Origin of the sequence: Streptomyces sp. AC555_RSS877 (assembly GCF_019049245.1) — a bacterium.
Lineage (GTDB): Bacteria > Actinomycetota > Actinomycetes > Streptomycetales > Streptomycetaceae > Streptomyces.
This window is the reverse complement of sequence record NZ_JAGMUK010000060.1, coordinates 174,552-199,512: the sequence shown is the minus strand read 5'-3', so window position 1 is coordinate 199,512 and position 24,961 is coordinate 174,552. Positions and strand designations below refer to the sequence as shown.

General features: G+C 71.2%; 22 protein-coding genes and 6 tRNA genes. 19 read left to right on the top strand and 9 right to left on the bottom strand.

Annotated elements, in window-relative coordinates:
• Positions 1-124 precede the first annotated feature (124 nt).
• From cobT to KUM49_RS27675, 3 genes are all read left to right on the top strand, one after another.
• The gene (gene cobT, locus KUM49_RS27685; RefSeq protein ID WP_217239673.1) at positions 125-4,654 is read left to right on the top strand and encodes a nicotinate-nucleotide--dimethylbenzimidazole phosphoribosyltransferase; all 4,530 of its coding nucleotides are present in this window, start codon (positions 125-127) and stop codon (positions 4,652-4,654) included.
• 176 nt (positions 4,655-4,830) lie between these two features.
• Positions 4,831-6,063 carry a uroporphyrinogen-III C-methyltransferase gene (cobA, locus tag KUM49_RS27680; protein WP_217239672.1) on the top strand — a complete coding sequence of 411 codons (1,233 nt, stop codon included), beginning with the start codon at positions 4,831-4,833 and terminating at the stop codon, positions 6,061-6,063.
• 64 nt (positions 6,064-6,127) lie between these two features.
• The gene (locus tag KUM49_RS27675; RefSeq protein WP_217239671.1) at positions 6,128-6,946 is read left to right on the top strand and encodes an RNA methyltransferase; all 819 of its coding nucleotides are present in this window, start codon (positions 6,128-6,130) and stop codon (positions 6,944-6,946) included.
• Positions 6,947-6,972: 26 nt separating this feature from the next.
• Here KUM49_RS27675 and KUM49_RS27670 read toward each other — a convergent pair whose 3' ends face one another.
• Complete coding sequence (locus tag KUM49_RS27670; RefSeq protein WP_217239777.1) at positions 6,973-8,394, bottom strand: serine/threonine-protein kinase; 1,422 nt, start codon at positions 8,392-8,394, stop codon at positions 6,973-6,975.
• 196 nt (positions 8,395-8,590) lie between these two features.
• Here KUM49_RS27670 and KUM49_RS27665 point away from each other — a divergent pair, with 196 nt between their 5' ends.
• The 4 genes from KUM49_RS27665 to KUM49_RS27650 all read left to right on the top strand — a co-directional run bounded on the left by KUM49_RS27665 (position 8,591) and on the right by KUM49_RS27650 (position 10,960).
• On the top strand, positions 8,591-8,866 hold the full coding sequence (locus KUM49_RS27665; protein ID WP_030038485.1) for a hypothetical protein: 276 nt from the start codon (positions 8,591-8,593) through the stop codon (positions 8,864-8,866).
• A 196-nt stretch (positions 8,867-9,062) separates the two neighbouring features.
• Positions 9,063-9,260 carry a hypothetical protein gene (locus tag KUM49_RS27660; RefSeq protein WP_217239670.1) on the top strand — a complete coding sequence of 66 codons (198 nt, stop codon included), beginning with the start codon at positions 9,063-9,065 and terminating at the stop codon, positions 9,258-9,260.
• A gap of 273 nt (positions 9,261-9,533) precedes the next feature.
• The gene (locus KUM49_RS27655) at positions 9,534-10,574 is read left to right on the top strand and encodes an aminoglycoside phosphotransferase family protein (RefSeq protein ID WP_217239669.1); all 1,041 of its coding nucleotides are present in this window, start codon (positions 9,534-9,536) and stop codon (positions 10,572-10,574) included.
• An 80-nt stretch (positions 10,575-10,654) separates the two neighbouring features.
• Complete coding sequence (locus KUM49_RS27650; protein WP_217239668.1) at positions 10,655-10,960, top strand: zf-TFIIB domain-containing protein; 306 nt, start codon at positions 10,655-10,657, stop codon at positions 10,958-10,960.
• 55 nt (positions 10,961-11,015) lie between these two features.
• On the opposite strand, the gene KUM49_RS27645 is transcribed toward KUM49_RS27650, so the two are convergent.
• The 5 genes from KUM49_RS27645 to KUM49_RS27625 all read right to left on the bottom strand — a co-directional run bounded on the left by KUM49_RS27645 (position 11,016) and on the right by KUM49_RS27625 (position 11,474).
• Positions 11,016-11,087 (bottom strand) — tRNA-Val (locus KUM49_RS27645).
• 34 nt (positions 11,088-11,121) lie between these two features.
• Positions 11,122-11,193: transfer RNA gene (locus tag KUM49_RS27640), tRNA-Val, on the bottom strand.
• A gap of 24 nt (positions 11,194-11,217) precedes the next feature.
• Positions 11,218-11,289, bottom strand: a tRNA-Val gene (locus KUM49_RS27635).
• A 1-nt stretch (position 11,290) separates the two neighbouring features.
• A tRNA-Cys gene (locus tag KUM49_RS27630) sits at positions 11,291-11,364 on the bottom strand.
• 37 nt (positions 11,365-11,401) lie between these two features.
• Positions 11,402-11,474: transfer RNA gene (locus KUM49_RS27625), tRNA-Gly, on the bottom strand.
• Between the two features lie 178 nt (positions 11,475-11,652).
• Between KUM49_RS27625 and KUM49_RS27620 the strand changes: the two genes are divergently transcribed.
• From KUM49_RS27620 to KUM49_RS27610, 3 genes are read left to right on the top strand one after another with little or no spacing between them, the layout of a single operon-like run.
• Entirely contained in the window at positions 11,653-12,696 is a 1,044-nt protein-coding gene (locus tag KUM49_RS27620; RefSeq protein WP_217239667.1) for a chorismate-binding protein, read from the top strand.
• On the top strand, positions 12,693-13,514 hold the full coding sequence (locus KUM49_RS27615; protein ID WP_217239666.1) for an aminotransferase class IV: 822 nt from the start codon (positions 12,693-12,695) through the stop codon (positions 13,512-13,514). The genes KUM49_RS27620 and KUM49_RS27615 overlap by 4 nt, the downstream gene beginning before the upstream one ends.
• A gap of 53 nt (positions 13,515-13,567) precedes the next feature.
• Positions 13,568-14,392 carry an N-acetyltransferase gene (locus KUM49_RS27610; protein ID WP_217239665.1) on the top strand — a complete coding sequence of 275 codons (825 nt, stop codon included), beginning with the start codon at positions 13,568-13,570 and terminating at the stop codon, positions 14,390-14,392.
• Between the two features lie 21 nt (positions 14,393-14,413).
• Here the strand turns inward: KUM49_RS27610 and KUM49_RS27605 are convergent, their stop codons facing one another.
• A complete protein-coding gene (locus KUM49_RS27605) occupies positions 14,414-14,935 on the bottom strand; it encodes a DsbA family protein (protein WP_217239664.1) in 522 nt (173 codons plus the stop codon).
• Positions 14,936-15,175: 240 nt separating this feature from the next.
• Between KUM49_RS27605 and KUM49_RS27600 the strand changes: the two genes are divergently transcribed.
• Complete coding sequence (locus tag KUM49_RS27600) at positions 15,176-15,625, top strand: hypothetical protein (RefSeq protein WP_217239663.1); 450 nt, start codon at positions 15,176-15,178, stop codon at positions 15,623-15,625.
• A 176-nt stretch (positions 15,626-15,801) separates the two neighbouring features.
• A complete protein-coding gene (locus KUM49_RS27595; RefSeq protein ID WP_164873000.1) occupies positions 15,802-15,954 on the top strand; it encodes a hypothetical protein in 153 nt (50 codons plus the stop codon).
• A 66-nt stretch (positions 15,955-16,020) separates the two neighbouring features.
• Here the strand turns inward: KUM49_RS27595 and KUM49_RS27590 are convergent, their stop codons facing one another.
• Both KUM49_RS27590 and KUM49_RS27585 read right to left on the bottom strand, forming a co-directional pair.
• On the bottom strand, positions 16,021-16,581 hold the full coding sequence (locus tag KUM49_RS27590) for a CGNR zinc finger domain-containing protein (protein WP_217239662.1): 561 nt from the start codon (positions 16,579-16,581) through the stop codon (positions 16,021-16,023).
• 219 nt (positions 16,582-16,800) lie between these two features.
• Positions 16,801-17,214, bottom strand: coding sequence for an SsgA family sporulation/cell division regulator (locus KUM49_RS27585; protein WP_004002642.1), 414 nt, complete (start codon positions 17,212-17,214; stop codon positions 16,801-16,803).
• A gap of 191 nt (positions 17,215-17,405) precedes the next feature.
• Here KUM49_RS27585 and KUM49_RS27580 point away from each other — a divergent pair, with 191 nt between their 5' ends.
• The 7 genes from KUM49_RS27580 to KUM49_RS27550 all read left to right on the top strand — a co-directional run bounded on the left by KUM49_RS27580 (position 17,406) and on the right by KUM49_RS27550 (position 24,954).
• Positions 17,406-17,858, top strand: coding sequence for a TIGR02611 family protein (locus KUM49_RS27580; RefSeq protein WP_217239661.1), 453 nt, complete (start codon positions 17,406-17,408; stop codon positions 17,856-17,858).
• Positions 17,859-17,936: 78 nt separating this feature from the next.
• Positions 17,937-18,008 (top strand) — tRNA-Val (locus tag KUM49_RS27575).
• A gap of 358 nt (positions 18,009-18,366) precedes the next feature.
• Positions 18,367-19,656 carry an extracellular solute-binding protein gene (locus KUM49_RS27570; RefSeq protein ID WP_217239660.1) on the top strand — a complete coding sequence of 430 codons (1,290 nt, stop codon included), beginning with the start codon at positions 18,367-18,369 and terminating at the stop codon, positions 19,654-19,656.
• 14 nt (positions 19,657-19,670) lie between these two features.
• Positions 19,671-20,627 (top strand): carbohydrate ABC transporter permease, encoded by a 957-nt coding sequence (locus KUM49_RS27565; protein ID WP_217239659.1) that lies wholly within the window; start codon positions 19,671-19,673, stop codon positions 20,625-20,627.
• Positions 20,624-21,496: a carbohydrate ABC transporter permease gene (locus KUM49_RS27560; RefSeq protein WP_217239658.1), complete on the top strand. Its 873-nt coding sequence runs from the start codon at positions 20,624-20,626 to the stop codon at positions 21,494-21,496. The genes KUM49_RS27565 and KUM49_RS27560 overlap by 4 nt, the downstream gene beginning before the upstream one ends.
• Before the next feature lie 24 nt (positions 21,497-21,520).
• Positions 21,521-22,120, top strand: a complete 600-nt coding sequence (locus tag KUM49_RS27555) for a hypothetical protein (protein WP_217239657.1) — start codon at positions 21,521-21,523, stop codon at positions 22,118-22,120.
• A 98-nt stretch (positions 22,121-22,218) separates the two neighbouring features.
• The gene (locus KUM49_RS27550; protein WP_217239656.1) at positions 22,219-24,954 is read left to right on the top strand and encodes a Tat pathway signal sequence domain protein; all 2,736 of its coding nucleotides are present in this window, start codon (positions 22,219-22,221) and stop codon (positions 24,952-24,954) included.
• Positions 24,955-24,961 lie beyond the last annotated feature (7 nt).

Here is a 24,961-nt window from a genome sequence, read left to right as displayed (position 1 = left end):
TCTTTTGGCGACGGGTCGTTCGTGCCGCTGGGCACGCACGCTCGTTCTTCACTGTGGGGCGGTCGGTGCGCCGTTCCGGGTGAGCCGGCCGAAGAAGCACTAACCGATGGGCGAGGGGTTACGCATGACCGACACCGGCCAGGTTCCGGGCGAGGGACTGCCGGAGAGCGCAGGCATGGTGGAGCAGCCGGGCGCCCCCGCGCACGGTGCGTACACCTACCTCTCCGAGACCACCGCCGAGGACGAAGACCTGTTGCTGCTGCCGGGCGCCCAGGGCGCGTGGGGCAACGAGGTCGCCCCGCCCGCGCCGGAGCCGGTCGTCGAGACCGTGCACGAGCCCGGCCCGCACGAGATGTCCGGCCGCGACAGCGGTTCGGTCGACCTCAACGGCTTCCGCCTCCCCAACCCCGCGCCGCAGTCGCTGCAGACCCCGCCCCGCCGCCCCCTGCACCTCGGCCCGCCCATCCCCGACACCTCCGCGAGCCCCGTCCGCTCCCTCGCCGACCGCGGCGCCGTCGGAGCGCCGGTACGGCCGTCCGGCCCGGGCGCCACCGGCCCCGAATACCTCGACGTCCCGCAACAGCTCCGCGAGACGCCGCCCCAGGGCGCGACGCCGTGGGGCGCGGCCCCCGTCCACGGCGCGGTCCAGGCACCGGTGAGCCCCGAGGCCGCGACTGCCGAAACGGTTGTTCCGGCGCCGGACCACGCGGCCGAGCAGGCGGGCGCGGCCCAGGCCACGATGACCCGCCTCGCGACCGAGACCGCCACACCGACGGCTCCGCAGACCGCGGCCGCCGTTCACGCGCCGCCGCTCGCGGACGTGAGCACTGGGACGAACGGCACGGAGCCCATGGAGGGCCAGGGCGGCGCCGTCGCCCCGGCCCCGGAGGGCCAGGCTTCCGGGCCCGACCAGGTTCCGGAGGACCAGGACGGCGAGTGCGCCCAGGCCCCGGACAGCCAGGACAGCGAGTTCGCGCACGCCTTGGACGGTCAGGGCGGCGAGGTCACGTCGGCTCCGGAAAGCCAGGGCGGCGAGGTCACGTCGGCTCCGGAAAGCCAGGGCGACGAGGTCGCCGAGGCTCCGGAGGGTCAGGGCTCCGGGTTTGCGCAGTCTCCGGAGGCTCACGACGAGGGCTTCGCGCAGGTTCCGGACGGGCAGGGTGGCGACTTCCTGCAGTCCCCGGACGGGCAGGGTGGCGACTTCGCGCAGGTTCCGGACGGGCAGGGTGGCGACTTCCCGCAGTCCCCGGACGGGCAGGGTGGCGACTTCGCGCAGGTTCCGGACGGGCAGGGTGGCGACTTCCTGCAGTCCCCGGACGGGCAGGGTGGCGACTTCCTGCAGTCCCCGGACGGGCAGGGTGGCGACTTCCCGCAGTCCCCGGACGGGCAGGGTGGCGACTTCCCGCCGTCCCCGGACGGTTACGGCGGCGACTTCCCGCCGTCCCCTGACGGGCACGGCGAGGGGACCATGCAGGCTGCGGAGCCTCAAGCAGGTGCGACGCCGCAGGCTTCCGAGGACCACGACGGGGGATTCGTGCCGCCGGTCCAGGACGCCGACGGACACGGCGCGCCGACCGCGGAAGGCCAGGAGGGTGGGTACGCCGCACAGGCTCCGCAGGGCGCCGAGGTCGCGCCCGGTGACGAGGCCGTGCCGGTCGATGACGCCTCGCGGATCTCTGCGGAATCGCATCTTCCGGATGCTGGGCCGATGCCGGAGACCGTAGCGGCCCCGGACGCCGCCCAGGCCCCGGTGACCGTGCCGACGCCGGACGAGGGACAGGCGCTGGGCGTCGTACCGGACCAGATTGCTGCCGCCGCACAGGCGGAGCAGCCGGCGGGGCCGGACACGGACGGCGGGCAGACGGAGCCGACCGACGCCGCGGCCGATTCCGGCCAGGAGCCGGGATTCGACGCCGGTCAGGTACCGACAGCCGACACCGCCGTGAACACCGAGCAGGGCTTCGCAGCCGCTCCCGCTCCCGACGCCGTACAGGAGCCTGAAGCCGCGCACACGGCCGAGGCCGCCCCGGCGCCTGAACCCGCCCCGGTGTTCGAGCCCGCACCGGTCGCCGAAGCGGCCGCCTCCGAGATCCCGCCCGTGCCCGAGGCGATCGCCTCCGGCATCGCGCCGGATTCCGAGTCCGCCCCCGCACAGCCCACCGGTGCCGACGCGACTCCGGACGTCACGCAGGCTCCGGCCCCCGACCCCTCGTCGAACGCGGCCCAGCTTCCCGAAGCCCCGGCCCACGACGCCTCACCGTTTCCCGAGTCTGCCGTGCAGCCCGGCGAAGCCCCCGCCGCCGAGGCCGCGCCCCCGGCCCCCGAAGCCGTGTCGTTCCCGGCCGCCCCGGACGCCGAAACAGCCGCGCCGCAGCCCGTGGACGGCCCCACGGCACCCGTCGAAGAGGTCCCCGCAGCAGTGACTCCCGAGCCGTCTCCCCAGTACGCGGCAGTCGACCAGGCCGCGCAGGGCCCTCAACTCGTCCAGGCCGCGCCCCTCGTGCAGGACGACTTCGGGACGACCGCCGCGGACCCCTTCCCGGACGCGGCAGCCCAGTTCGCCCCGGACGGCTCGGCGGAGGCGACCGCCCCCCAGCCGCAGGCCGCCGAACCGGAGTCCCAGGCCGACCAGCCCTTGGGCCGGTTCGTCCAGGTCGAGGGCTCGGTGCCGACCACTCCGCACCTCGCGCCGACGTCCCCGCATGCCACGGCCCTCCCGCCGGAGGGCGCGCGGGGCCCGGAGGACACGGCAGCGGTCCCCGCACCCCGCGAGGGCCACCCCGACCCCGAACAGCAAGCGGAGGACCTGAACACCAGGGCCGCCGACCAGGAAGACGAGCAGGACGAGCAGAACCAGCAAGACCGGCAGGACCAGGAAGAAATGAGCACGGCGCCAGTGGAAGACGTACGACAGTCCACCGGCCCGGCCGCGCCCGCCTACAACGACGCCGAGCGCGAGGCCGTCCTCAAGGTCATGCGCGAGCGCCGTGACATCCGCAACGGCTTCCGCAGCGACCCGATCCCGCACGAGGTGCTGCTCCGCGTGCTGGAAGCGGCCCACACCGCCCCCTCCGTGGGCCACTCGCAGCCCTGGGACTTCGTCGTCATCCGCTCGGCGGAAACCCGGAGCAGCATGCACGACCTGGCCATGCGCCAGCGTGAGGCCTACGCGAAGTCCCTTCCCAAGGGCCGGGCGAAGCAGTTCAAGGAACTCAAGATCGAGGCGATCCTCGACACCCCGGTGAACATCGTGGTCACCGCCGACCCGACCCGCGGCGGCCGTCACACCCTCGGCCGGCACACCCAGCCGCAGATGGCCCCGTACTCCGCCGCGCTCGCGGTCGAGAACCTCTGGCTCGCCGCCCGCGCCGAGGGCCTCGGTGTCGGCTGGGTCAGCTTCTTCGACGAGCGTGAGATGGTCCGTGCCCTCGGCCTGCCCGATCACCTCGAGGTCATCGCGTACCTGTGCGTGGGCTATGTCGACGAGTTCCCGGACGAGCCGGAGCTGATGCAGGCCGGCTGGTCCAAGCGCCGCCCGCTGTCGTGGGTCGTCCACGAGGAGACGTACGGCCGTCGCGCGCTGCCCGGCGAGGAGCCGCACGACCTGCTCGGCGAGACCGTCGCGCAGATCCGCCCGCTGGACGCCAAGGCGCTCGGCGAGGCGTGGGAGCGGCAGAAGCGCATGACGAAGCCGCCCGGCTCGCTCGGCATGCTGGAGATCATCTCCGCGCAGCTGTCCGGCCTGTCCCGCCAGTGCCCGCCGCCCATCCCGGAGCCCGCGGCCGTCGCGATCTTCGCCGGTGACCACGGCGTGCACGCCCAGGGGGTCACCCCCTGGCCGCAGGAGGTGACGGCCCAGATGGTCGCCAACTTCCTCGGCGGCGGAGCCGTCTGCAACGCCTTCGCGGCCCAGGTGGGCGCCGAGGTCTGCGTCATCGACGTCGGCGTGGCGGCCGAGCTCCCCGCAACCCCCGGGCTCCTTCCGCGCAAGATCCGCGCGGGCACCTCCGACATGACCACCGGCCCCGCGATGACCCGCGAGGAGGCCAAGCAGGCCATCGAGGTGGGCATCGAGACGGCCCGCGACCTGGTGGCGGCCGGCAACAAGGCGCTGCTCACCGGCGAGATGGGCATCGCCAACACCACCGCGTCCGCCGCCCTGATCTCGGTCTACACGGACACGGACCCGGCCGAGGTGACGGGCCGCGGCACCGGCATCAACGACGAGACCCTGGCCCGCAAGACCGAGGTCGTCCGCCGGGCCATCGACCTCCACCAGCCGGACCCGGCCGACCCCATCGGCGTCCTCGCCGCGATCGGCGGCTTCGAACACGCCGCCATCGTCGGCCTCCTCCTCGGCGGCGCCTCCCTGCGTACGCCGGTGATCCTGGACGGCGTCAGCGCCGGCGCCGCCGCCCTGGTCGCCCGCGCGATCGCCCCGGAGGTCCTCGCGGCCTGCATCGCGGGCCACCGCAGCGCCGAGCCCGGCCACGTGGCCGCCCTCAACAAGCTGGGCCTGCGGCCCCTGGTCGACCTCGACCTCCGCCTGGGTGAGGGCACGGGCGCGCTGCTCGCGCTCCCGCTGGTGCAGAGCACGGCGAGAGCGATGCACGAGGTGGCGACCTTCGACTCCGCAGGGGTAACTGAGAAGTAGGCACCCGTGGTCCGTGGGCAGTCGTTCCGCAGGGCGATGGGGGAGGGTGGGCGCGGACCACACCACCCGCAGACGGCGACGGTGCTCATCCACTGGACCACCTGAGCCGTCACACCCCCTGCCCCGTAAAATCCGCACGTCAGGGCCACCGCACCGCACCGAGGAGCAGCACCCTCATGGCCGAACACCCCGCCTACCCCGTAGGCCTCCGCCTCACCGGCCGCAGGGTCGTCGTCCTCGGCGGCGGCCAGGTCGCCCAGCGCCGGCTCCCGGCCCTGATCGCAGCGGGCGCCGACATCCACCTCGTGTCTCCCACGGCGACCCCCTCGGTCGAGGCGATGGCGGACGCTGGCGAGATCACCTGGCAGCGACGCGCGTACGCCGACGGCGACCTCGCGAACGCCTGGTACGCCCTGATCGCCACCAGCGACCCGGAGGCCAACACCCGAGCCTCCGCCGAGGCGGAGACGCACCGCGTGTGGTGCGTCCGCTCCGACGACGCCGACGCGGCGACCGCCTGGACCCCGGCCACCGGCACCAGCGAGGGCGTCACGGTGGCGGTCCTCACCACGAACGCGCGCGGCCGGGACCCCCGCCACACCGCCGCCATCCGTGACGCGGTCGTCGAGGGCCTGCGCGACGGCACCCTCGTCGCCCCGCACCACCGCACCCGTACCACCGGCGTCGCCCTGGTCGGCGGGGGCCCCGGCGACCCGGACCTGATCACGGTCCGCGGCCGCCGCCTGCTCGCCGAGGCCGACGTCGTCATCGCCGACCGCCTCGGCCCGCGCGACCTCCTCGCCGAACTCCCCCCGCATGTCGAGGTCATCGACGCCGCGAAGATCCCGTACGGCCGTTTCATGGCCCAGGAGGCCATAAACAACGCGCTGATCGAGCACGCGAAGCAGGGCAAGTCGGTCGTACGGCTGAAGGGCGGCGACCCGTACGTCTTCGGCCGCGGCATGGAGGAACTCCAGGCCCTCGCCGAGGCCGGCATCCCCTGCACCGTCGTCCCCGGCATCTCCAGCTCGATCTCGGTGCCCGGCGCGGCCGGCATCCCGGTCACCCACCGCGGGGTCGCCCACGAGTTCACCGTGGTCAGCGGCCATGTCGCCCCCGACGACGAGCGCTCCCTGGTGGACTGGCCGTCCCTCGCCAAGCTGACCGGCACCCTCGTGATCCTGATGGGCGTCGACAAGATCGGCAGGATCGCCGAAACCCTGGTGGCCCACGGCAAGTCCCCGGACACCCCGGTCGCCCTCGTGCAGGAGGGCACCACGGCGGCCCAACGCCGGGTCGACGCCACGCTCGCGACGGTCGCCGAGACGGTACGGACCCAGGACGTGAAGCCGCCGGCCGTCATCGTCGTCGGAGAGGTCGTCACGGTGGGCCCCCAGACCTCCGAGTAACCCGGGGTAACACAACCCGTCCCCAGCCGTTGGCACCGCACCCAGGACAAGGCAGTATCACCCTGTGGCCGATCTCATCACCGTCGAAGACCCCGACGACCCGTGCCTGAACGACTACACGGGCCTGACCGACGTCGAACTGCGCCGCAAGCGCGAGCCGGCCGAGGGCCTGTTCATCGCCGAAGGCGAGAAGGTCATCCGGCGGGCCAAGGACGCCGGGTACGAGATGCGTTCGATGCTGCTGTCCGCGAAGTGGGTCGACGTCATGCGGGACGTCATCGACGAGCTCCCGGCCCCGGTGTACGCGGTCAGCCCGGAACTCGCCGAACAGGTCACCGGCTACCACGTGCACCGCGGCGCGCTCGCCTCGATGCAGCGCAAGCCGCTGCCCACCGCGGCCGACCTCCTCCAGACCGCCCGCCGGGTCGTCGTCATGGAGTCGGTCAACGACCACACCAACATCGGCGCGATCTTCCGCTCGGCCGCCGCCCTCGGCATGGACGCGGTCCTGCTCTCCCCGGACTGCGCCGACCCCCTGTACCGCCGCAGCGTGAAGGTCTCCATGGGTGCGGTCTTCTCCGTGCCGTACGCCCGTCTCGACACCTGGCCGAGGGGCCTGGAGTCGGTCCGCGAGGCGGGCTTCACCCTCCTCGCCCTCACCCCGGACCCCAAGGCCAGGACCCTCGACGAAGCCGCCCCCCACAAGATGGACCGGGTGGCCCTGATGCTCGGCGCCGAGGGCGACGGCCTCTCCACCCAGGCCCTGGTGGCCGCCGACGAATGGGTGCGCATCCCGATGGCCCACGGAGTCGACTCCCTCAACGTGGGCGCGGCGGCCGCGGTCGCCTTCTACGCCGTGGCGACGGGCCGTCCCGAGCTCTAGGCCGCCACCGACCGGGCGGGGAGCGCCTAGCCGGACGTCGTGGGCGTCGACTCGTACCGCTCGGACGACATCACCGGCGCGTTTGACGGCTCGTCGCCCGGTCGCACGGCCCGCAGCGGCTGCCGCTGCTCATTCCGTACGACGTTCCCCTCGCCCCCGAGCCCTCGCGGGGGCCCCTGGCAGCCCTGCGCCGCGGCGATGCCGAGCGCCACCAGCAGCGTGACGACGACGAACACGAAGAGGCGTTGGCGCAGCAGCCGCGGATTGGCGGGCCGCCGCCCCGTTCCGGTGCCCCTAGGTGCCGGCCGGCCGCCACCGCGCGAAGCCGGACGGCTCCCGCCGGACCGCGTCGTGTTCCGCCCGGCCGCCCCGGACCGCGACGACGGACCGCCGCCCCGCGAGGCGCTGCCGCCCCGCGACGGGGCCCCGCCCCGCACCGGGGCCTGACCCCGTGACGCGGGACCGCTGCGCGGCGGGGGCGTGCCCTGGGTACCCGGGGCACCCTGCTGCCCTTGCGGACGCCGCTGCGGCGCCCGTTCCGGGTAGGTGTCGGCGAGCCGCCCGGTGGGCCGGTCCGCCTCACCGCCGCGCGGCGCGGGCGGCCGTACGTCCGCGAGACCCTGCGTCTCCCGGGCGGCGATCTCCTTCAGCCGCATGGACAGCTGCAGGGTGCTGGGCCGCTCCTCGGGGTCCTTCGCCAGACAGGCCCGGACCAGCGGGGCCAGCGCGTCCGGCACGCCGTGCAGCTGCGCCTCCTCGTGCACCACGCGGTACAGCATCACCTCGGAACTGCCGTGCCCGAAGGGCGAGTCGCCCATCGACGCGTACGCCAGGGTCGCGCCGAGGGAGAACACGTCCGTGGCGGGCGTCACCGCGGCGCCGCGCACCTGCTCGGGGGCGAGGAAGCCGGGGGAGCCGACGGCCGTACCGACATGGGTGAGCGTCGAGGCACCCGTCGCCCAGGCGATGCCGAAGTCGATGATCCGCGGTCCCTTGGGGGACAGCAGGATGTTGGACGGCTTGAGGTCCCGGTGCACCACACCGGCCTCGTGCACCGCCACCAGCCCCTCCGACAGGGCGGCCCCGACGGCGGCCACGTCGGCGGCGCCCATCGGCCCCTCGTCGGCGACCTTGTCGTGCAGGGAGGGGCCGGGCACGTACTGCGTGGCGAACCACGGCCGGTCGGCGTCGAGGTCGGCCGCGACCAGCCGTGCCGTGCACCCGCCGCGGATGCGCCGTGCCGCCGACACCTCGCGCGCGAACCGCGAGCGGAACTCCTGGTCCTCCGCCAGATCCGGCCGGATCACCTTGAGAGCGACCCGCTGCCCCTTGCGGTCGGAGCCGAGATAGACAACGCCCATCCCGCCCGCGCCGAGCCGTCTGTGAAGCCTGAACGAGCCGACGACGCGCGGGTCCTCGCGCCTCAGGCGCATCATCGCCATGTTCATCCCCGCTGCCCGGTCCGTGTGACGTGCCACAGCTTACGTTTCCACGGCCCGCCGCGCGCAGAGGCCGCGCCCTCTCGGCCCGATCGATTGTCAGTGCCGGGTGGGAGAATTGAAGAGTGGTCAGAGAGCTCACGGGCAAGGCGACTTGGGCCGGTCTGTGACCTCAACCATCCGTCGCAGAAGGGGGATTGAACCCGTGAAGGGTGATCGCGTGGAGATAGTCGTGGACGCCGGGGACACGACGCGTACGTACGAGGTGGTGGCGAGCCGAGCGGGCCGCCGGGTGGAGACAGCGGTGCGCCGAGGGGTCGTGGAAGTGAGCGAAGTCACCCGTAACGGCTCCGTCGTCCGCACGGCCCGCTTCATGGCGAACCGGGTCCTGGCGCTGGTCGAGCAGCCCATCCCGCGGGAGGACAGCTCGGAGAAAGCGGGGCACAGCGGACGCCCCCTCCGGGAAGACCCCGAGACCTAGGTCCCGGTCTCCACCCACGGGAGTACACCGCAGGTCACGGCTCATCCTCCGGGAGGCCCGGCAATCGGTACGAGGGCATGACGTGCACCGACCGCCGGACGCCTAGATTTGAGGTCAAGCGGCGGGTGCAGCACTCGTCCCCCGAGGTCAGACACCCGCCGCTGCCAACGAAACAGAGACGGTCAGGAGAGGGACCATGGCCTACACGGCACCGCGGACACTGGTCCGTACCCAGGAGCGCATCGCGCTCCGCCATCGCCGAACAGGCCGTCGCCACCCCCTGGTGGCGACACTCATGGCCCTTCCCCTGGCGGCACTGCTCCTCCTCGTCTTCGACGGCTGGGAGACAGTGGCCATACAAGCGTCGTCCGTGGGAGTGATGCTGGGGCGCTGAGCGGCGACCCCAGGCCCGGAAGAGCGGTCCGGGCGGGGACATCCACCCATGAAACCCCGTGGGGACGGGGGTGCGGCGGACGGCAAAAAATGCCGGCGCAGCTGGGGAGCTGCGCCGGCATTGCTTTGCCCTGAACCTGAACGGGCCGATGCGTCTGCCGAGCTGAGCGGCCGCGGCGGTCTGGGGGCCGGCAGCCGGCACAAATCCGGGGATCTGAGGGCGGAGCCCCCAGTCGACGTCCGTACCGACGCAGGGTGACGAGTCGCGTACGACATGCGTACCCTCGCGAACGACCCGCGTGCCCGCGCCAGGAGTTTTGTGACCCACCCCCTGCTGACCGACCTCACCACCCGAGCCAAGGCCAAGGCCCACTCGGCCCCATCCGCCTGCCCCTGCGGGGCAACCGCCACCCTCGCCGACCGCCCCGACGCCACAGTCGTCCGGCACGCCGGGACCGTCGCCAAGGCGCACGCCCCGGACACCACCCGCACCGGCCTGGCCCCGCGTCTCACCGCCGCAGCCCACCTCCCCGGCATACTCCTGCCCCCACTCGGGGCGACCCCGGTCGACCTGCACGGCAGGCTCGTGACGTTCTGGCCCTACGGCACCCCCGTGGACCCGGAGGATCCGGACGCGGCCCCCTGGGAGGACGCCGCCGCCCTCCTGGCCCGCCTCCACCGGACCCCCACCGCGGCCCTGTCCACACCCGCACCCCCGCCCCGCACCGGCGCGCACAACTCCCCGGCCCTCCTCGCTCCGCCTCCCATGCGCGGCCCCGCCAAAGCCGCCCTCGCGATCGCCCGGCTCCGCGCCGCGGCGGCCCACCACGCGGCCACCACCCCTGTTCTGCGGGCTTGGTCCACCCTCCCGGCCTGGGCCCGCGACGAGGCCCCCATGCCGGACACCACCACCCTCTGCCACGGCGACCTCCACCTCGGCCAACTGGTCCGGCATCCCGCCCCCGACGGTCCGTGGCTGCTCATCGACGTCGACGACCTCGGTGTCGGCGTCCCGGCCTGGGACCTGGCCCGCCCGGCCGCCTGGTACGCCTGCGGACTGCTCCCGCCCGAGGAGTGGACCCGTTTCCTGACCGCCTACCGAGCGGCGGGCGGCCCGGCCGTCCCGGCGGCCGGCGATCCCTGGCCCGCGCTGGACGTCCCGGCCCGCGCGCTCACCGTGCAGACCGCCGCCCGGTCGATCGCCAAGGCCGTCGCGGCGGACCGCCCCCTGGACGAGGTGGAGCAGGCGCTCGTCGACGCCTGCGACCGCATGGATTCCGCCCCGCCGCAGTTGGAGCCTGGTTTCGCGAAGTAGGGTGCAACCGACCGCAGCCGGACAGAGTCTGTCCTGGCGAAGCACCAAGCAGGACCTACCGGCGAGGAGTTGAACCGACCATGCAGTGTCCGAAGTGTCATGCTCCGATGCACACGTACAACCGCAACGGCGTCCAGATCGAGCAGTGCAGCGGCTGCCGCGGCATCTTTCTCGACTACGGAGAGTTGGAGTCGCTGACCCGCCTGGAGTCCCAGTGGGCCCAGCCCGCGGTACCGCCGCCCCCGGTCGCCCCGCAGTACCCGGCGGCTCCCGGCGCTCACTCCGCCCCCGCCTGGGGCGCCCCGCAGGGCGGCCACTACGGCCAGCAGGGTCACCATGGTCATCACCGGAACAAGGGCTTCGGCCGCATGCTGTTCTCCAGCTGACAGCCGGCCGGCAGACGAAGAAGCCCCCGGCCGCAGGGCCGGGGGCTTCGGTGTGTGGACGATACTGGGATTGAACCAGTGACCTCTTCCGTGTCAGGGAAGCGCTCTCCCGCTGAGCTAATCGTCCTCGGGACCACAGCCCGCGGGCGGTGGAAACTGCGTGCGCGATACTGGGATTGAACCAGTGACCTCTTCCGTGTCAGGGAAGCGCTCTCCCGCTGAGCTAATCGCGCGGGTCCGGATCTTCGAAGATCCAGTGGACGATACTGGGATTGAACCAGTGACCTCTTCCGTGTCAGGGAAGCGCTCTCCCGCTGAGCTAATCGTCCTTGGAGGTGGAGACGGGATTTGAACCCGTGTAGACGGCTTTGCAGGCCGTTGCCTCGCCTCTCGGCCACTCCACCAGGAGTGTAGGGGCCCGGGAAGACCCCTGTTCCTTCGAGCGGACGACGAGGTTCGAACTCGCGACCTCAACCTTGGCAAGGTTGCGCTCTACCAACTGAGCTACGTCCGCCTGTCGTTTCGGTCCGCTCCCGCGTCCCGGCGACGTCTGAACTCTAGCGGATTCCCGGGCCAGCACAAAAACGCGTTTGCGCAGCGTGCTGCGCTGCGCCTGCTCAGGGACGTGCCCCGGGGCTCCCGCGGGGACACGGCCAGGTCACGCGCCGGGTACCCACCCTAGACTCGACTGCGTGCCCGACCTCCCTCCCCTCGCCCGCTTCGGCGACCGTGCTGCCACCGGTCTCCTCGACGTCACCAGCGATCCCGCCGCGCTCGACTCCACCGGTTTCTGGGCGGTCTGCGCGGACTTCGAGGGCCGGCTGACCTGTGCCCGCTTCGCGGACGTACGCAAGGAGCCGGTGCCCGCCCCGGTGCCGGGTGAGTGGCGGGGGCCGGCCGCCGGTGACTGGACGTCCTCCCTCGACCGCGCCGCGTACACGGCGGGCGTGCGGCGCATCCGTGAACACATCGCCGCCGGCGAGGTCTACCAGGCGAACCTCTGCCGGGTGCTGTCCGCGCCCGTCGCGCCGGACGCCGACGTGGACGCCCTCACGGCCCTGTTGGCGCGCGGTAACCCGGCGCCGTATGCAGGAACGATCCGCCTGCCCGGCCACGGAGTGGAGATCGCCACCGCCTCCCCGGAACTGTTCCTGCGCCGTGACGGCCGGGCCGTCGAGTCCGGACCGATCAAGGGGACCGGACGGACCGAGGCGGACCTGCTGGAGAAGGACTACGCCGAGAACGTGATGATCGTGGACCTCGTCCGCAACGACATCGGGCGGGTCTGCGCGACCGGCAGTGTGACCGTGCCCGACCTGTGCGTGACGGAGAAGCACCCCGGCCTGGTCCACCTCGTGTCGACCGTCCGCGGCGAGCTGCGCGAGGACGCCGGGTGGGCCGAACTGCTCGCCGCGGCCTTCCCACCCGGTTCGGTCACGGGTGCGCCCAAGTCGAGCGCCCTGCGGATCATCGAGGAGCTCGAGACGGCACCAAGGGGCCCGTACTGCGGCGGCATCGGCTGGGTCGACGCCGACCGGGGCGTCGGTGAGCTGGCCGTCGGCATCCGCACCTTCTGGATCGACCGCGCGGAGGGCGTCCTGCGCTTCGGGACCGGCGCCGGCATCACCTGGGGGTCCGACCCCGAGGCGGAGTGGCGGGAGACCGAACTGAAGGCGTCCCGGCTGCTCGCGGTAGCGTCGGGAACGTACGAGGTGACTGGAGGGATCCCGAAGTGACGATCTGGCTCGACGGTGGGCTGCAGGACATCGAGTCCGCCCGTGTCTCCGTCTTCGACCACGGGCTGACCGTGGGCGACGGCATCTTCGAGACGCTGAAGGTGGTGGAGGGCAGGCCGTTCGCACTCACCCGGCACCTCGACCGGCTGACCCGCTCCGCGCGCGGCCTCGGCCTGCCCGACCCCGACCTCGACGAGGTCCGCCGCGCCTGCGCCGCCGTCGTCGAGGCCAACCCGATGCCGCTCGGCCGGCTGCGCATCACGTACACCGGCGGCTACGGCCCGCTCGGTTCCGACCGCGGGGAGCACGGCCCGACCCTGGTGGTCGCCCTCGGCGAGTCCGCCCGCCGCCCCGACTCCACGGCCGTGATCACGGTCCCCTGGACCCGCAACGAGCGAGGCGCGCTCACCGGCCTCAAGACGACCTCGTACGCCGAGAACGTCGTCGCCCTAGCCCGCGCCCGTGAACAGGGCGCCACCGAGGCGCTGTTCGGCAACACGGTCGGACAGCTCTGCGAGGGCACCGGGTCGAACGTCTTCGTCGTTCTCGACGGCGAGATCCACACCCCGCCGCTCGCCTCCGGCTGCCTCGCAGGCATCACCCGTGCCCTGGCCGTCGAGTGGACGGGGGCCAGGGAGACGGACCTGCCGCTGGACGTCCTGGAGCGGGCCGACGAGATTTTCCTGACCTCCACCCTGCGGGACGTTCAGGCCGTGCACCGGGTCGACGACCGCGAACCGGCCCGCGCACCGGGCCCGGTGACCGCCAAGGCCATGCGGATCTTCGAGGAGCGGTCGGGCCACGATCTCGATCCGTAAAAGCGCGGCATATTGGGCTGCTCCAGGGCCCGGCACCGGGTAGAACACCCGTGATGACCACGACCCTGCGGCCGACCGAGCCGCTCCAGCGCACGGCCGACGGGACGCGCTCACGCCGCTACCAGGTATGCGTGAACAGCCGTCCCGTCGGCGAGATACATCTCGGCACGTCCCCCGTCTTCGGCGACGCGGTGGCCCGGATCCTGCACCTGCACATCGACGAGCCGGACCGCCGACGCGGCCGGGGCACGGTGGCCGCGCTCGCCGCGGAGGAGGTGGCGCGCGGCTGGGGCTGCAGGCGGATCGAGGCGGCGGTGCCGGCCGAGGCGGAGGCGGCGCTGAGGGCGGCGACCGCCCTCGGGTACGTCGTCCGCAACCGGCTGATGGAGAAGGGCCTCGGTGACACCCCGCCGGAACTGCCCGCGGGGAGCCGGAGCCGTGCCATGACCGAGGCGGAGTTCGCCGCCTGGCAGGAACACGAGAAGAAGGCCTACGCGCAGAGCTGGATCTCCCGCGGCGTGCCCGAGCCCGAGGCGCGGGCCAAGGCCGAGAAGGACCACGCCACCATGCTGCCCGACGGCCCGGCCACCGAGGGCATGCGGTTCAGCGTGCTGGAGCACGACGGGGTCCGGGTCGGCACGCTGTGGCTGGGATCGCGTGACGAACGTGCCTTCGTCTACGACGTGGAGACCGACGCCGGCCACCGGGGCCACGGCCACGGCCGGACGCTCATGCTGCTGGCGGAGGCGCAGGCCGTCGCGGCCGGGTGGCCCGGTATCCGGCTGAACGTGTTCGCGGGCAACACCCCGGCCGAGCGGCTCTACGACTCACTCGGCTACCGGACGCGCACCCACCACATGTACAAGGAACTGCTCTGACGCAAGGAGCCCGTCCGGGATTCAGGCACCCTCGGCCAGCAGCCGGTCCACGATCTCCTCGATGCGCTCGCGCAGCCCCTCCTGGCTCTTGCCGCCGTCGAGGCGCTCGCCGTCGATGACGTAGGTGGGGGTGCCACTCACGCCGATCGCCTTGCCCTCGGCCTGGTCGGCGTCCACGATCAGGATGTGCCGGCCGTCGATCAGCGCGGTGTCGAACTCCTCCGCGTCCAGGCCCAGTTCACGGGCGACCTCGACCAGGAGGGGTTCCCCCTCACGGTCCAGATCCGCCACCCGGGCCAGCACCGCCTCGACGTACGGCCACCCCTGCCCCTGCTCCGCGGCCTCCTCGGCGGCCTGCGCGGCGGCGAAGGCGTGCTTGTTCTTCTCCAGCGGGAAGTGCCGCAACCGCAGCTCCAGCCGGTCGCCGTAGCGGGCGCGCAGGACACGGAGGTCGTCCAGGGCGCTACGGCAGTCGGGGCACTGGAGGTCGCACCAGACGTCGAGAACGGGGGCGGCGGCACGCACGGGGGAGGAGTCACTCATGCCCCCATTCTCCCAGCCCCGGCCGGGACGCCCCCACCGGACCTCGGTCCGGCCCGGACGCCACCTGCGACGGCGACCCCGACCGGCCCCTGAGGTGGACGACCCGACCGGCCCCTGCGGAGGAGCCGACCCGGAGATGTCCCTGATGTCCGGTCGGAGCATGGCCCGGCGGGGCGCCGGGGGTGCAGGATGGAAGGGACGAAGTGCCCCTGCCCGACGCGCCCTGCCCTGGAGGACCGGATGATTGCCGAGACCGTCTGTTCCGCCGTCGCCGCAGCCGGCCTGGGCATCGCGGCGGTCACGGCCTACCGCAAGCGTTTCCTCTCCGCCGTCCGTATCGCCGCGTACTCGCTCGTGCCGCTCGGTCTGGTGATGACCGGCGTCGTGGAGTGGCTGGCGGACACCGCGTTCAGCCCGACGGCCTGGGCGGGATTCGGGGTGCTCGGCGTCTCCTGGCTGCTGTTCGCGGGCACGCGCGCCGTGGAGCGCCGCCGAGGCGGTACCCGCAAGGAGCGCAGGGAGGCGGCCAGGGGTGCCGCCCGGAGCGAGGCGGTGGCGCCGGCGGCCTCGGCGCCGTCCCTGGGCTCGGGCGCCCGCCCGGCGGACACACCCGCGAGCCCGCCCCGCGGCAAGCCCGCCACGGACGACTTCAGCGACATCGAGGCCATCCTCAAGAAGCACGGCATCTGACGTGCACGGACGACGGCATCACGTCCGCTCGAGGCGCTGAAAACGACACAGCGAGTCCCTGCGCGTCCGGAAATGATCACGACTCGAACCGGACATCACGGAATTCGGCGAACTCCCGCGCATTACGGGCGTGTTGATCGCGCCACAGGTCCGGACTGCGTCATCATCGCCGCGAGATGCTGGACACGACACAGAGCGACGCCGCGCCACCTCAGGACGAGCCGCGCGGATGCCTCTTCGCCCTTTCCCAGCCACCGCTGATGATCTTCCTTGCGGTGATCGGGTGTCTGCTGCTCACGGCTGCGCTGCACGACCTGCTGTTGCTGTGAGCCATATCCGCGGTCCCCGGCGTCACCCGCCGGGGACCGCGAGGACACCAGCGCTCGTCCGGGCCTTCAGCCCGCCGCCTCCTTGCGCCGCGCCCGGTACGCGGCCACATGCAGTCGATTGCCGCAGGTGCGGCTGTCGCAGTACCGCCGCGAGCGGTTGCGGGAGAGGTCCACGAAGGCCCGGCGGCAGTCGGGCGCCTCGCAGCGACGCAGCCGCTCCTGCTCGCCGGCCACCACGAAGAAGGCCAGCGCCATCCCGCAGTCGGCTGCCAGGTGATCGGCGACGGAGGCGCCGGGCGCGAAGTAGTGCACGTGCCAGTCGTAGCCGTCGTGGTCCGTGAGCCGGGGCGTGGTGCCCGCGGCGGCGACGAGGTCGTTGATCAGCGCGGCAGCGGCCCGGGGGTCCGGTGCGGCGAAGACCGCGGCGAACCGCCCGCGGATCTTGCGCACCGCCGAGAGATCGAACTCCGAGAGCACTCCGACATCGCTGATCTCGTGGTTCTGTACGAAATCCTCGAGGGCCGCGACATCCGGCAGCGCGTCCTGAGCCGCGTCGTCCTCCGGGGCGGTGTTCACCAGATCCACCACGGTGTCGAGGGCACACCGGGTGTCGTGGGTGATCAGCACGTTTCGCTCCCTGGCCTGGGGGTCGGGCGGACGCCCGCCGATGCTGGCCGATGGTAATGGGTCGCGCCCGCCAGGGAGCCGACGGTGGCACGACGCACGCAGACGCCGCCCCCGTGGGGATCCACGGTGACGACGCCTGCGCATGCCCTATGCGGTTGTCTGAGCCCGAGCCGTCTCCCCGAGTGGACGGCGCCGGGCGGCTCTGTGCAGCCTCGCCCCTTAGCTTTCCGCCAGGATGTGCGAGAGCTCCTGATCGAGATCGAAGTGGCGATGCTCCGTGCCGGGAGGCACAGCGGCATCGGTTCGCTTCAGGAAGGACTCCAGGGCCCGCGCCGGGGCCTCCAGCAGGGCCTCGCCCTCCGGTGAACTCAGGGCGATGCAGACGACGCCCTGACCATGACTGCGCGACGGCCAGACACGGACGTCGCCGGTGCCGGTGGGTCGGTGGAGACCCTCCGCGAGCAGGTCGCGGGCGAACACCCACTCGACGGTCTCCTCGGCTCCGGTGTGGAAGGTGGCGTGCACGGCGTAGGGATCGGCCGTGTCGTACCGCAGGCCTGCGGGGACAGGCAGGGAGGACTCGCTCGACACAACGAGGCGCAGGTGCAGCTCGCAGCTGACCGTGGTGTTCATAAGCGCCAGGGCCTTTCGCTCAGTGTGCGCTCGGGGATTCGCACGTCGGCGAAATCGACATGCCACCTACGGTGCCGTTGTAAACCCCTCTGAGTGTTTTGCGTGCCTTTACGTAACTCTTCCGGCCGAGAGTGCGTTCGCACGGTACGCCCATTTCGGTGACCGGTTTCCGTCCGGTAGGGTTTGGCCGTATGAACACGGGGAGTGACGAGTCGGGCGAGGTTGCCGTGGCGGTGGACAAGACGCAGACCGACGGCGTGAAGGGCGAGCAGGTGCTCGGCTCCAAAGCGCCCGAATTCATCAAGGCGCGCCGCATGCTGCACCTCAGCTGGCAGGTCTGTGTCTTCATCATCGGACTCGCGGTCGTGGGCCTCGGCATCGTCATGCTGCCGCTGCCCGGACCGGGCTGGGTCGTGATCTTCGGTGGCATGGCGATCTGGGCGACCGAGTTCGTCTGGGCCCAGCTGGTGCTCCGCTGGACCAAGCGCAAGGTCACCGAGGCGGCCCAGCGTGCCCTCGACCCCAAGGTCCGGCGGCGCAACATCATCCTGACGTCGATCGGCCTGGTGGTCGTGGCCGCCATCGGCAGCGTCTACCTGTGGAAGTTCGGCCTCGTGATGCCCTGGAAGATCAAGAACCAGTGAGCCGCCAAGGGGGTGCGCGGGCCGGCCGGTGCCGGTCACCCGTACCCCCTGACATGGGGTAATGTTCTGCCTGCGTCCGGGCGATTAGCTCAGTGGAAGAGCGCTTCGTTCACACCGAAGAGGTCACTGGTTCGAACCCAGTATCGCCCACCCGGACACGACGGCCCGTCTGCGAGACAGCAGGCGGGCCGTCGTCATGTGCGCGTCCCGGGCGAGTCCGGCCCCGCCGGAAGAGCCGCGCAACCTCCGGCGAGTTTTGGCCGATCAACATCCGCGTCCCGAGGGCCGGTTCACGTTCGACCGGTCGATCCCATGCGCCTCACCTGCGGCATCGCCCGGCCCGCCGCCGCCTCCGCTCCCGACACACCGTCAACTCGCGGCGCAGGCTCGCAAGAAAATCCTGTCCGAATCATTGACGCATTCCTGGGCCCTCCGTAGCTTGTGCCAGCAAGCGCTTACTTGAAACGATTCATGCAGACGGCAACGACGCTGCGGGGAGGGTCCGACTGTGGGAACCAGCAGGAATGTTGAGAGGCGTACGATCCTGAAGGCCGCGGGAGCGACGGCGGCCACACTGGGCCTGGCCGCGACCACGGGGTGCGGGGGAGACGGCGGTACCTCCTCGGACGGGACGGTGACGCTCCGTTATGCATGGTGGGGTGGCGAGCCGCGCACCATCGCCATGAAGAAGGCGATCGCGCTCTTCGAGAAGAAGTACCCGAAGATCAAGATCAAGCCTGAATTCACCGACTACCAGGCCTTCTGGGAGAAGTTCCAGACACAGGCCTCCGGCGGGAATCCGCCGGACGTATTCCAGAATGCGGTCGGTTTCCTGCGCAAGTACGACAAGCGCGGTGTTCTGCTCGATCTCAAGGCGCAGGCGGACGCCGGGAACCTGAGCCTTGACAACTTCCGCAACGGCGTTCTGGCGAACGGTCAGGTCGAGGGCAAGCAGCTCGGCATCCCCGTCGGCGCCAACACCATGGCGCTCGTCATCGACCTCAAGGCCTTCGAGAAGGCCGGGGTCGAGGCGAAGATGGGCTGGACCTGGGACGAGTACTTCGACGCGCTGCAGACGATCCAGGACAAGCTGAAGATCGCCGGTGACACCGGCTACCACGGCATCATGTACCTGTACGACCTGTACCTGCGGCAGAACGGCAAGGCCTTCTTCACCGACTCCGATCTCGGCTTCACCGAGGACGACCTCACGCAGTGGTGGACGGACGCGTACAAGCGCGTGAAGTCCGGGCTCGTCACCGACCCCAAGAAGATCGAGCAGGTCCAGCCCAAGTCGGGTCTGTCGGCCGGGCTCGCCGCGTCCGAGTTCACCTGGGACAACTTCTCCATCCGCTACGAGGGTGAGGGCGAGTCGGACTACGGACTCGCGCCGATCCCCACTACGGACGGCAAGCAGACCGGCCAGTACCTCGGCTCGCTGATGCTCAGCGGCTTCTCCGGGACCAAGCACCCCAAGGAAGTCGCCCAGTTCATCTCCTTCATGGTCCACGACCCCGAGGTCGGCAAGATCATGGGCTACGACCGCGGCATCCTCGCCACGACCGAGCAGTACGACGCGTTCCAGCCCACCGACGCCAACAACAAGGGCGTCAAGGCGTACGAGGAAGAGGTCGCCAAGGCCGGCGTGCTCGGGAAGATCACCCCGCACCCGTCGGGCGCCGATGTCATCGAGGCGGCGTTCCTGCGGATCGGCGGCGAGGTCTCCCAGGGCAAGACCAAGCCGGCCGACGCCGCCAAGGCGCTGTTCAGCGAGGCCAAGGCCGCGTTCGCGGGCTGAGGGGACGTACCACCATGACGCTCGTCAAGGAAGCGCCCGCGCGCCCGGTGAAGAAGCGGTCCGCCGCTCCTGCCGCCGGGCGGCGCGGGCGGCGCCGCGAGAACCTCTCCGGCTATCTCTTCATGTCGCCGTGGATCGCGGGATTCCTGGTGCTCACCGCGGGGCCGATGATCGCGTCGCTGTACTACGCGTTCACCCGCTACAACCTCTTCACCCCGCCGCAGTGGGTGGGCTTCGACAACTTCACGACCATGTTCCAGGACCCGCGCTGGCAGAAGTCGGTCGAGGTCACGCTGAAGTACGTCGTCGTGGCCACACCGCTGAAGCTGCTGCTCGCGCTCGGTGTCGCGCTGCTGCTTGCGCAGAAGCGGAGCGGGCAGGGCCTGTACCGGGCCGCGTTCTACATGCCCTCGCTCATCGGCGCCAGCGTCTCCGTCGGTTTCGTGTGGCGGGCGCTGTTCTCGGACGACGCGGTCGTGGATCGCACACAGAAGGTCTTCGGGCTGGACGTGGGCGGCTGGATCGGCAACCCGGACTACGTCATCTACGCGCTGGTGGCGCTGAGCATCTGGCAGTTCGGCGCGCCGATGGTCATCTTCCTCGCCGGCCTCAAGCAGGTTCCGCAGGAGCTGTACGAGGCCGCCGAGATGGACGGGGCCGGCCCCCTCCGGCGGTTCTGGAACATCACACTGCCGATGATCTCCCCGGTGCTGTTCTTCAACGTGCTGCTGGAGTCCATCCACGCGTTCCAGGTCTTCGGGTCCGCGTACGTGGTCTCCAACACCCAGTGCGGGCCGGCCGACGCCACCCTCGTCTACACCTGTTACCTCTACCAGAAGGGCTTCAAGGAGGCTCAGATGGGCTTCGCCTCCGCGATGGCCTGGACGCTGGTGGTCGCGGTGGCGCTCGTCACGGCGGTCCTGTTCTGGTCGCAGAAGAAGTGGGTGCACTACGAGGAGGCCGCCAAGTGACCACTGTCAGCACCCCTGCCGTGCGCACCGCGGGCGAGCGGCGGCGCACCGGTTCCATCGCCTGGCATGTGAGCGCGCTCGCCGTCCTCGCGGTCGTCCTGTACCCCGTGATCTGGGTGGTCGGCGCCTCGTTCAAGCCGAGCAAGGACATCATCGCCAGCATCGAACTCCTGCCCACCAAGCCGGTCTGGGAGAACTTCTCCGGGCTCGCCGACGGCATCTCCGGCATCTCCATCGGCACGTTCTTCACGAACTCGATGATGTATGCGGGTCTCGCCGTGGTCGGTGTCGTGCTGTCCAGCTCGCTCACCGCGTACGCCTTCGCCAAGATCCGGTTTGCCGGCCGGAACCTGCTGTTCACGCTGATGATCGGTACGCTGCTGCTGCCGTACCACGTCCTGCTCATCCCGCAGTACGTGATGTTCCGCAAGCTTGAGCTCACGGACACCCTGGTCCCGCTCGTAGCGGGCAAGTTCCTGGCCACGGAGGCGTTCTTCGTCTTCCTGATGGTGCAGTTCATGCGCGGGCTGCCGCGCGAGCTGGACGAGGCCGCCAAGCTCGACGGCTGCGGGCACCTGAGGACCTACTGGTCCATCGTGCTGCCGTTGTGCCGGCCAGCCCTCATCACCAGCGCGATCTTCACCTTCATCAACGCGTGGAACGACTTCATGGGGCCGTTGATCTATCTCAACACCCCTGACAACTACACCGTCTCGCTCGGCCTGATGATGTTCCGCGACCAGGAGGGCATCTCCAACTACGGCAGCATGATCGCGATGTCGCTGGTGGCGCTGGTGCCGGTCATCGCCTTCTTCATGGCCTTCCAGCGGTACCTCATCGACGGTATGGCGACGTCCGGACTGAAGTGAGCAGAAAGGGCTGAGGCGGTCACCATGGCGGAAGCACGTGTGAAGGCCCGTTCCCGGCGCAGGGGGTCCATGTTCGGCGAACGCTTCGCGCTCTTCGCCGAGTGTCTGCTCACCGGCGTGTGGATCGCCGTGGCCTGTCTCGGGGTCGTCACCTACCCCGCGGCCTTCGCCGCCGGCGCGCGGCACCTGCGGCGCCGTACGACCCACGAGGACGGTGGCTGGCGGGAGTTCGTCGCGGACTTCCGTACGGCCGCGCGCGCCGGGTGGTTCGTCGGGCTCGTCGGCTGGGTGGCGGCCGCCGCGGTCTGGGTGGACGTCCTGGCCGCACGGGCCGGGATTCCCGGCGGGCCGTTCGTCGGGGCGGTCGGTATCTTCGCGCTGATCGGACTCACCGTGGCGCTGCTGCGGGCGGCCGCCGTCTGGACGCCGGGTGCCACCTGGCGGGCGCTGCTCGCGGACGCCGGGCGGCGGACCGTGCTCGATCCCGCCGGGTCCTTCCTGGTCGTCTGCGGGCTGGCTGTCGTCACCCTGTCCGCCATGTTCGTCGCACCGCTGGCGGTCCCCGTCCTGGGGGCCGTGGCGGCTGCGGCCGTCGCCGTGGAGGAGCGGTACCGGCACCGCTGACCCGCGGTGCCCTCGCACAAGGTCGGCGCCCTGGGCGTCGTACCTCTCTCTGTCATGCCCCTGACCATCCGCATGTGGAAAGGAAAGGCTGGATTCTCATGTCTCCCATCCCCCGCAGGTCCATCCTCAAAGCAGCCGCCGTGGCCGGCGCCGCCGCACAGTTCAGCTGGGCTCTAGGAGCCAAGGACGCTCAGGCGGCGCCGAGAGCCGCCGACGGCGACGCCGATCCGGTGACCCTGGACTGGCTGGAGGACGGCGGCCTGGGCGCGGCCCCCGGCTCCACCGTCGGTGTCCCCTGGCCGAAGGGCACCTATCAGAAGGACCAGAAGTTCGCGATCACGGACGCGGACGGCAAGGCCGTGCCCGCGCAGTCCTGGCCGATCGCCTACTGGCCCGACGGCTCGCTCAAGTGGACGGCGCACGCCGTCAGTTCGGGTACCGGCAAGCTCACCCTGGCCGCGGGCGAGGCCGCCGCCCCCGCCAAGAAGGTGACCGTCGACAAGAGCGGCGGCACCATCGACATCTCGACCGGCGTGATCACCGCGAAGATCGGCAAGTCCGGCGCCACGCTGATCAAGTCGGTCACCCGCGGCTCGACCGAGATCGCCAAGAACGGCCGGCTCGTCCTCATCCGCCAGCCCGAGATCGAGGACGAGGACCAGGGCGCGGTCAAGACCGAGCGCTTCGAGGGCGCCATCTCGAAGGTCGAGGTCGAGCAGGAGGGCCCGGTTCGCGCCGTCGTCCGCATCGACGGCAAGCACCGCAAGGGCAGCCGGAGCTGGCTGCCGTTCTCCATCCGGCTGTACTTCTACGCGGGCGCCGACTCCTTCCGGATGGTGCACACCATCACCTTCGACGGCACCCAGGAGCCCGGCAAGGCCAGCGGCGACTTCATCCGCGGCCTCGGCGTCCGGTTCACCGTGCCGATGCGCGACCAGTCGTACGACCGCCACATCCGCATCGGCGGCGACGGCACCGGTCTGCTGCGCGAGGCCGTCAAGGGCATCACCGGACTGCGCCGCGACCCGGGCGCGGCCGTGCAGGCGGCGCAGTACGAGGGGAAGAAGCTGCCTGACCCCGCCACCTGGGACCAGCGGGTCACCACCCGGCTCCAGTACATCCCGGAATGGGGCGACTACACCCTCTCCCAGCTCTCCGCCGACGGCTTCGGCCTGCGCAAGCGCACCAAGAAGGGCCACGGCTGGATCGGCGCCGGCGGCGGCAAGCGCGCCTCCGGGTTCGGATACGTCGGCGGGGCGAGCGGCGGCTTCTCCTTCGGCCTCAGGGACTTCTGGGAGAAGTTCCCGGCCCAGCTCGACATCCGCGACGCCCAGACCGAGGAGGCCGAGGTCACCCTCTGGCTCTGGTCGCCCGAGGCGCAGCCCATGGACCTGCGCTTCTACCACGACGGCATGGGCCAGGACACCTTCGCCGAGCAGCTCGAAGGCCTCAACATCACCTACGAGGACTACGAGCCCGAGTTCGGCACCCCCTACGGCATCGCCCGCACCTCCGAACTCCTCTTCTGGGCCAACGAGTCCACGCCGAGTGCCGAGGCGCTCGCCGAACAGGTCGAGGCCGTACGGGTGCTGCCGCAGCTCGCCGCCCCGCCCAAGCAGCTCATCAAGGCCGGGGTCTTCGGCCCGGGTCTGTACTCCGAGCCGGACCGCTCCACGCCCGCCAAGGCCAAGATCGAGGACCACCTCGACTTCCTCTTCACGTACTACAAGGACCAGGTGGAGCAGCGGCGTTGGTACGGCTTCTGGGACTACGGCGACATCATGCACACGTACGACACGGTCCGGCACCAGTGGCGGTACGACATCGGCGGATACGCGTGGGACAACTCCGAGCTGTCGCCGGACCTGTGGCTGTGGTTCGCGTACCTGCGCTCCGGCCGGGCGGACATCTTCCGCTTCGCCGAGGCGATGACCCGCCACACCGGTGAGGTCGACGTCTACCACCTCGGCAAGTGGGCCGGCCTCGGCACCCGGCACGGCGTGCAGCACTACGCCGACAGCGCCAAGCAGCAGCGCATCGCCAACACGACGTACCGCCGCTACTACTACTTCCTCACGGCCGACGAGCGGGTCGGCGACCTCATGCACGCCAACGTCGACTCCGACGAGACGTTCCTCGTCCTCGACCCGATCCGCAAGATCCGCACCGAGCCGTACACGCCCGACCGGCACGCCCTGTCGATCGGCTTCGGCACGGACTGGAGCGGTCTGGTGTCCGCCTGGCTGACGGAGTGGGAGCGCAAGGGGCCCAAGTGGGAGAAGGCCAAGGCGCGCATCCTGTCGACCATGGAGACCATCGCCGCCCAGCCCAACGGGTTCGTGCAGGGCACCGGCCTCTACGACCTCGACACGGGCAGGTTCGCCGTCGCCGACAAGCCGGTGGTCGGCGTCTCGCACCTGTCCGCCGTCTTCGGCCTCAACGAGCTGTGCGCCGAGCTCATCGACCTCGTCGACATGCCGAAGTTCAACGAGGCCTACTTCGACTACTGCCGCTACTTCAACGCGACGAAAGCCGAGCAGGCCGCCCGTTACGGCTCCAACTTCGGCTCCCTGCTGCTGTTCCAGGGCCACTCGCGCCTCGACGCGTACGCCGCCGTCCAGACCGGGGACGAGAAGCTCGCCAAGCGGGCCTGGGACAAGTTCTACAACTCCGACGGGTACAAGGAGTCCTCGCCCTGGAGGACCGAGAAGCTGAGCGGCCCGGCCGCGCTGGTCCCGGGCAGCGAGGCCACCTGGGTGTCCACGAACGACACCTCGCTCTACGGCCTCGCCGCCATCGAGAACCTGGCGCTGCTGGGGGACAAGATGCCGTAACCGTCGG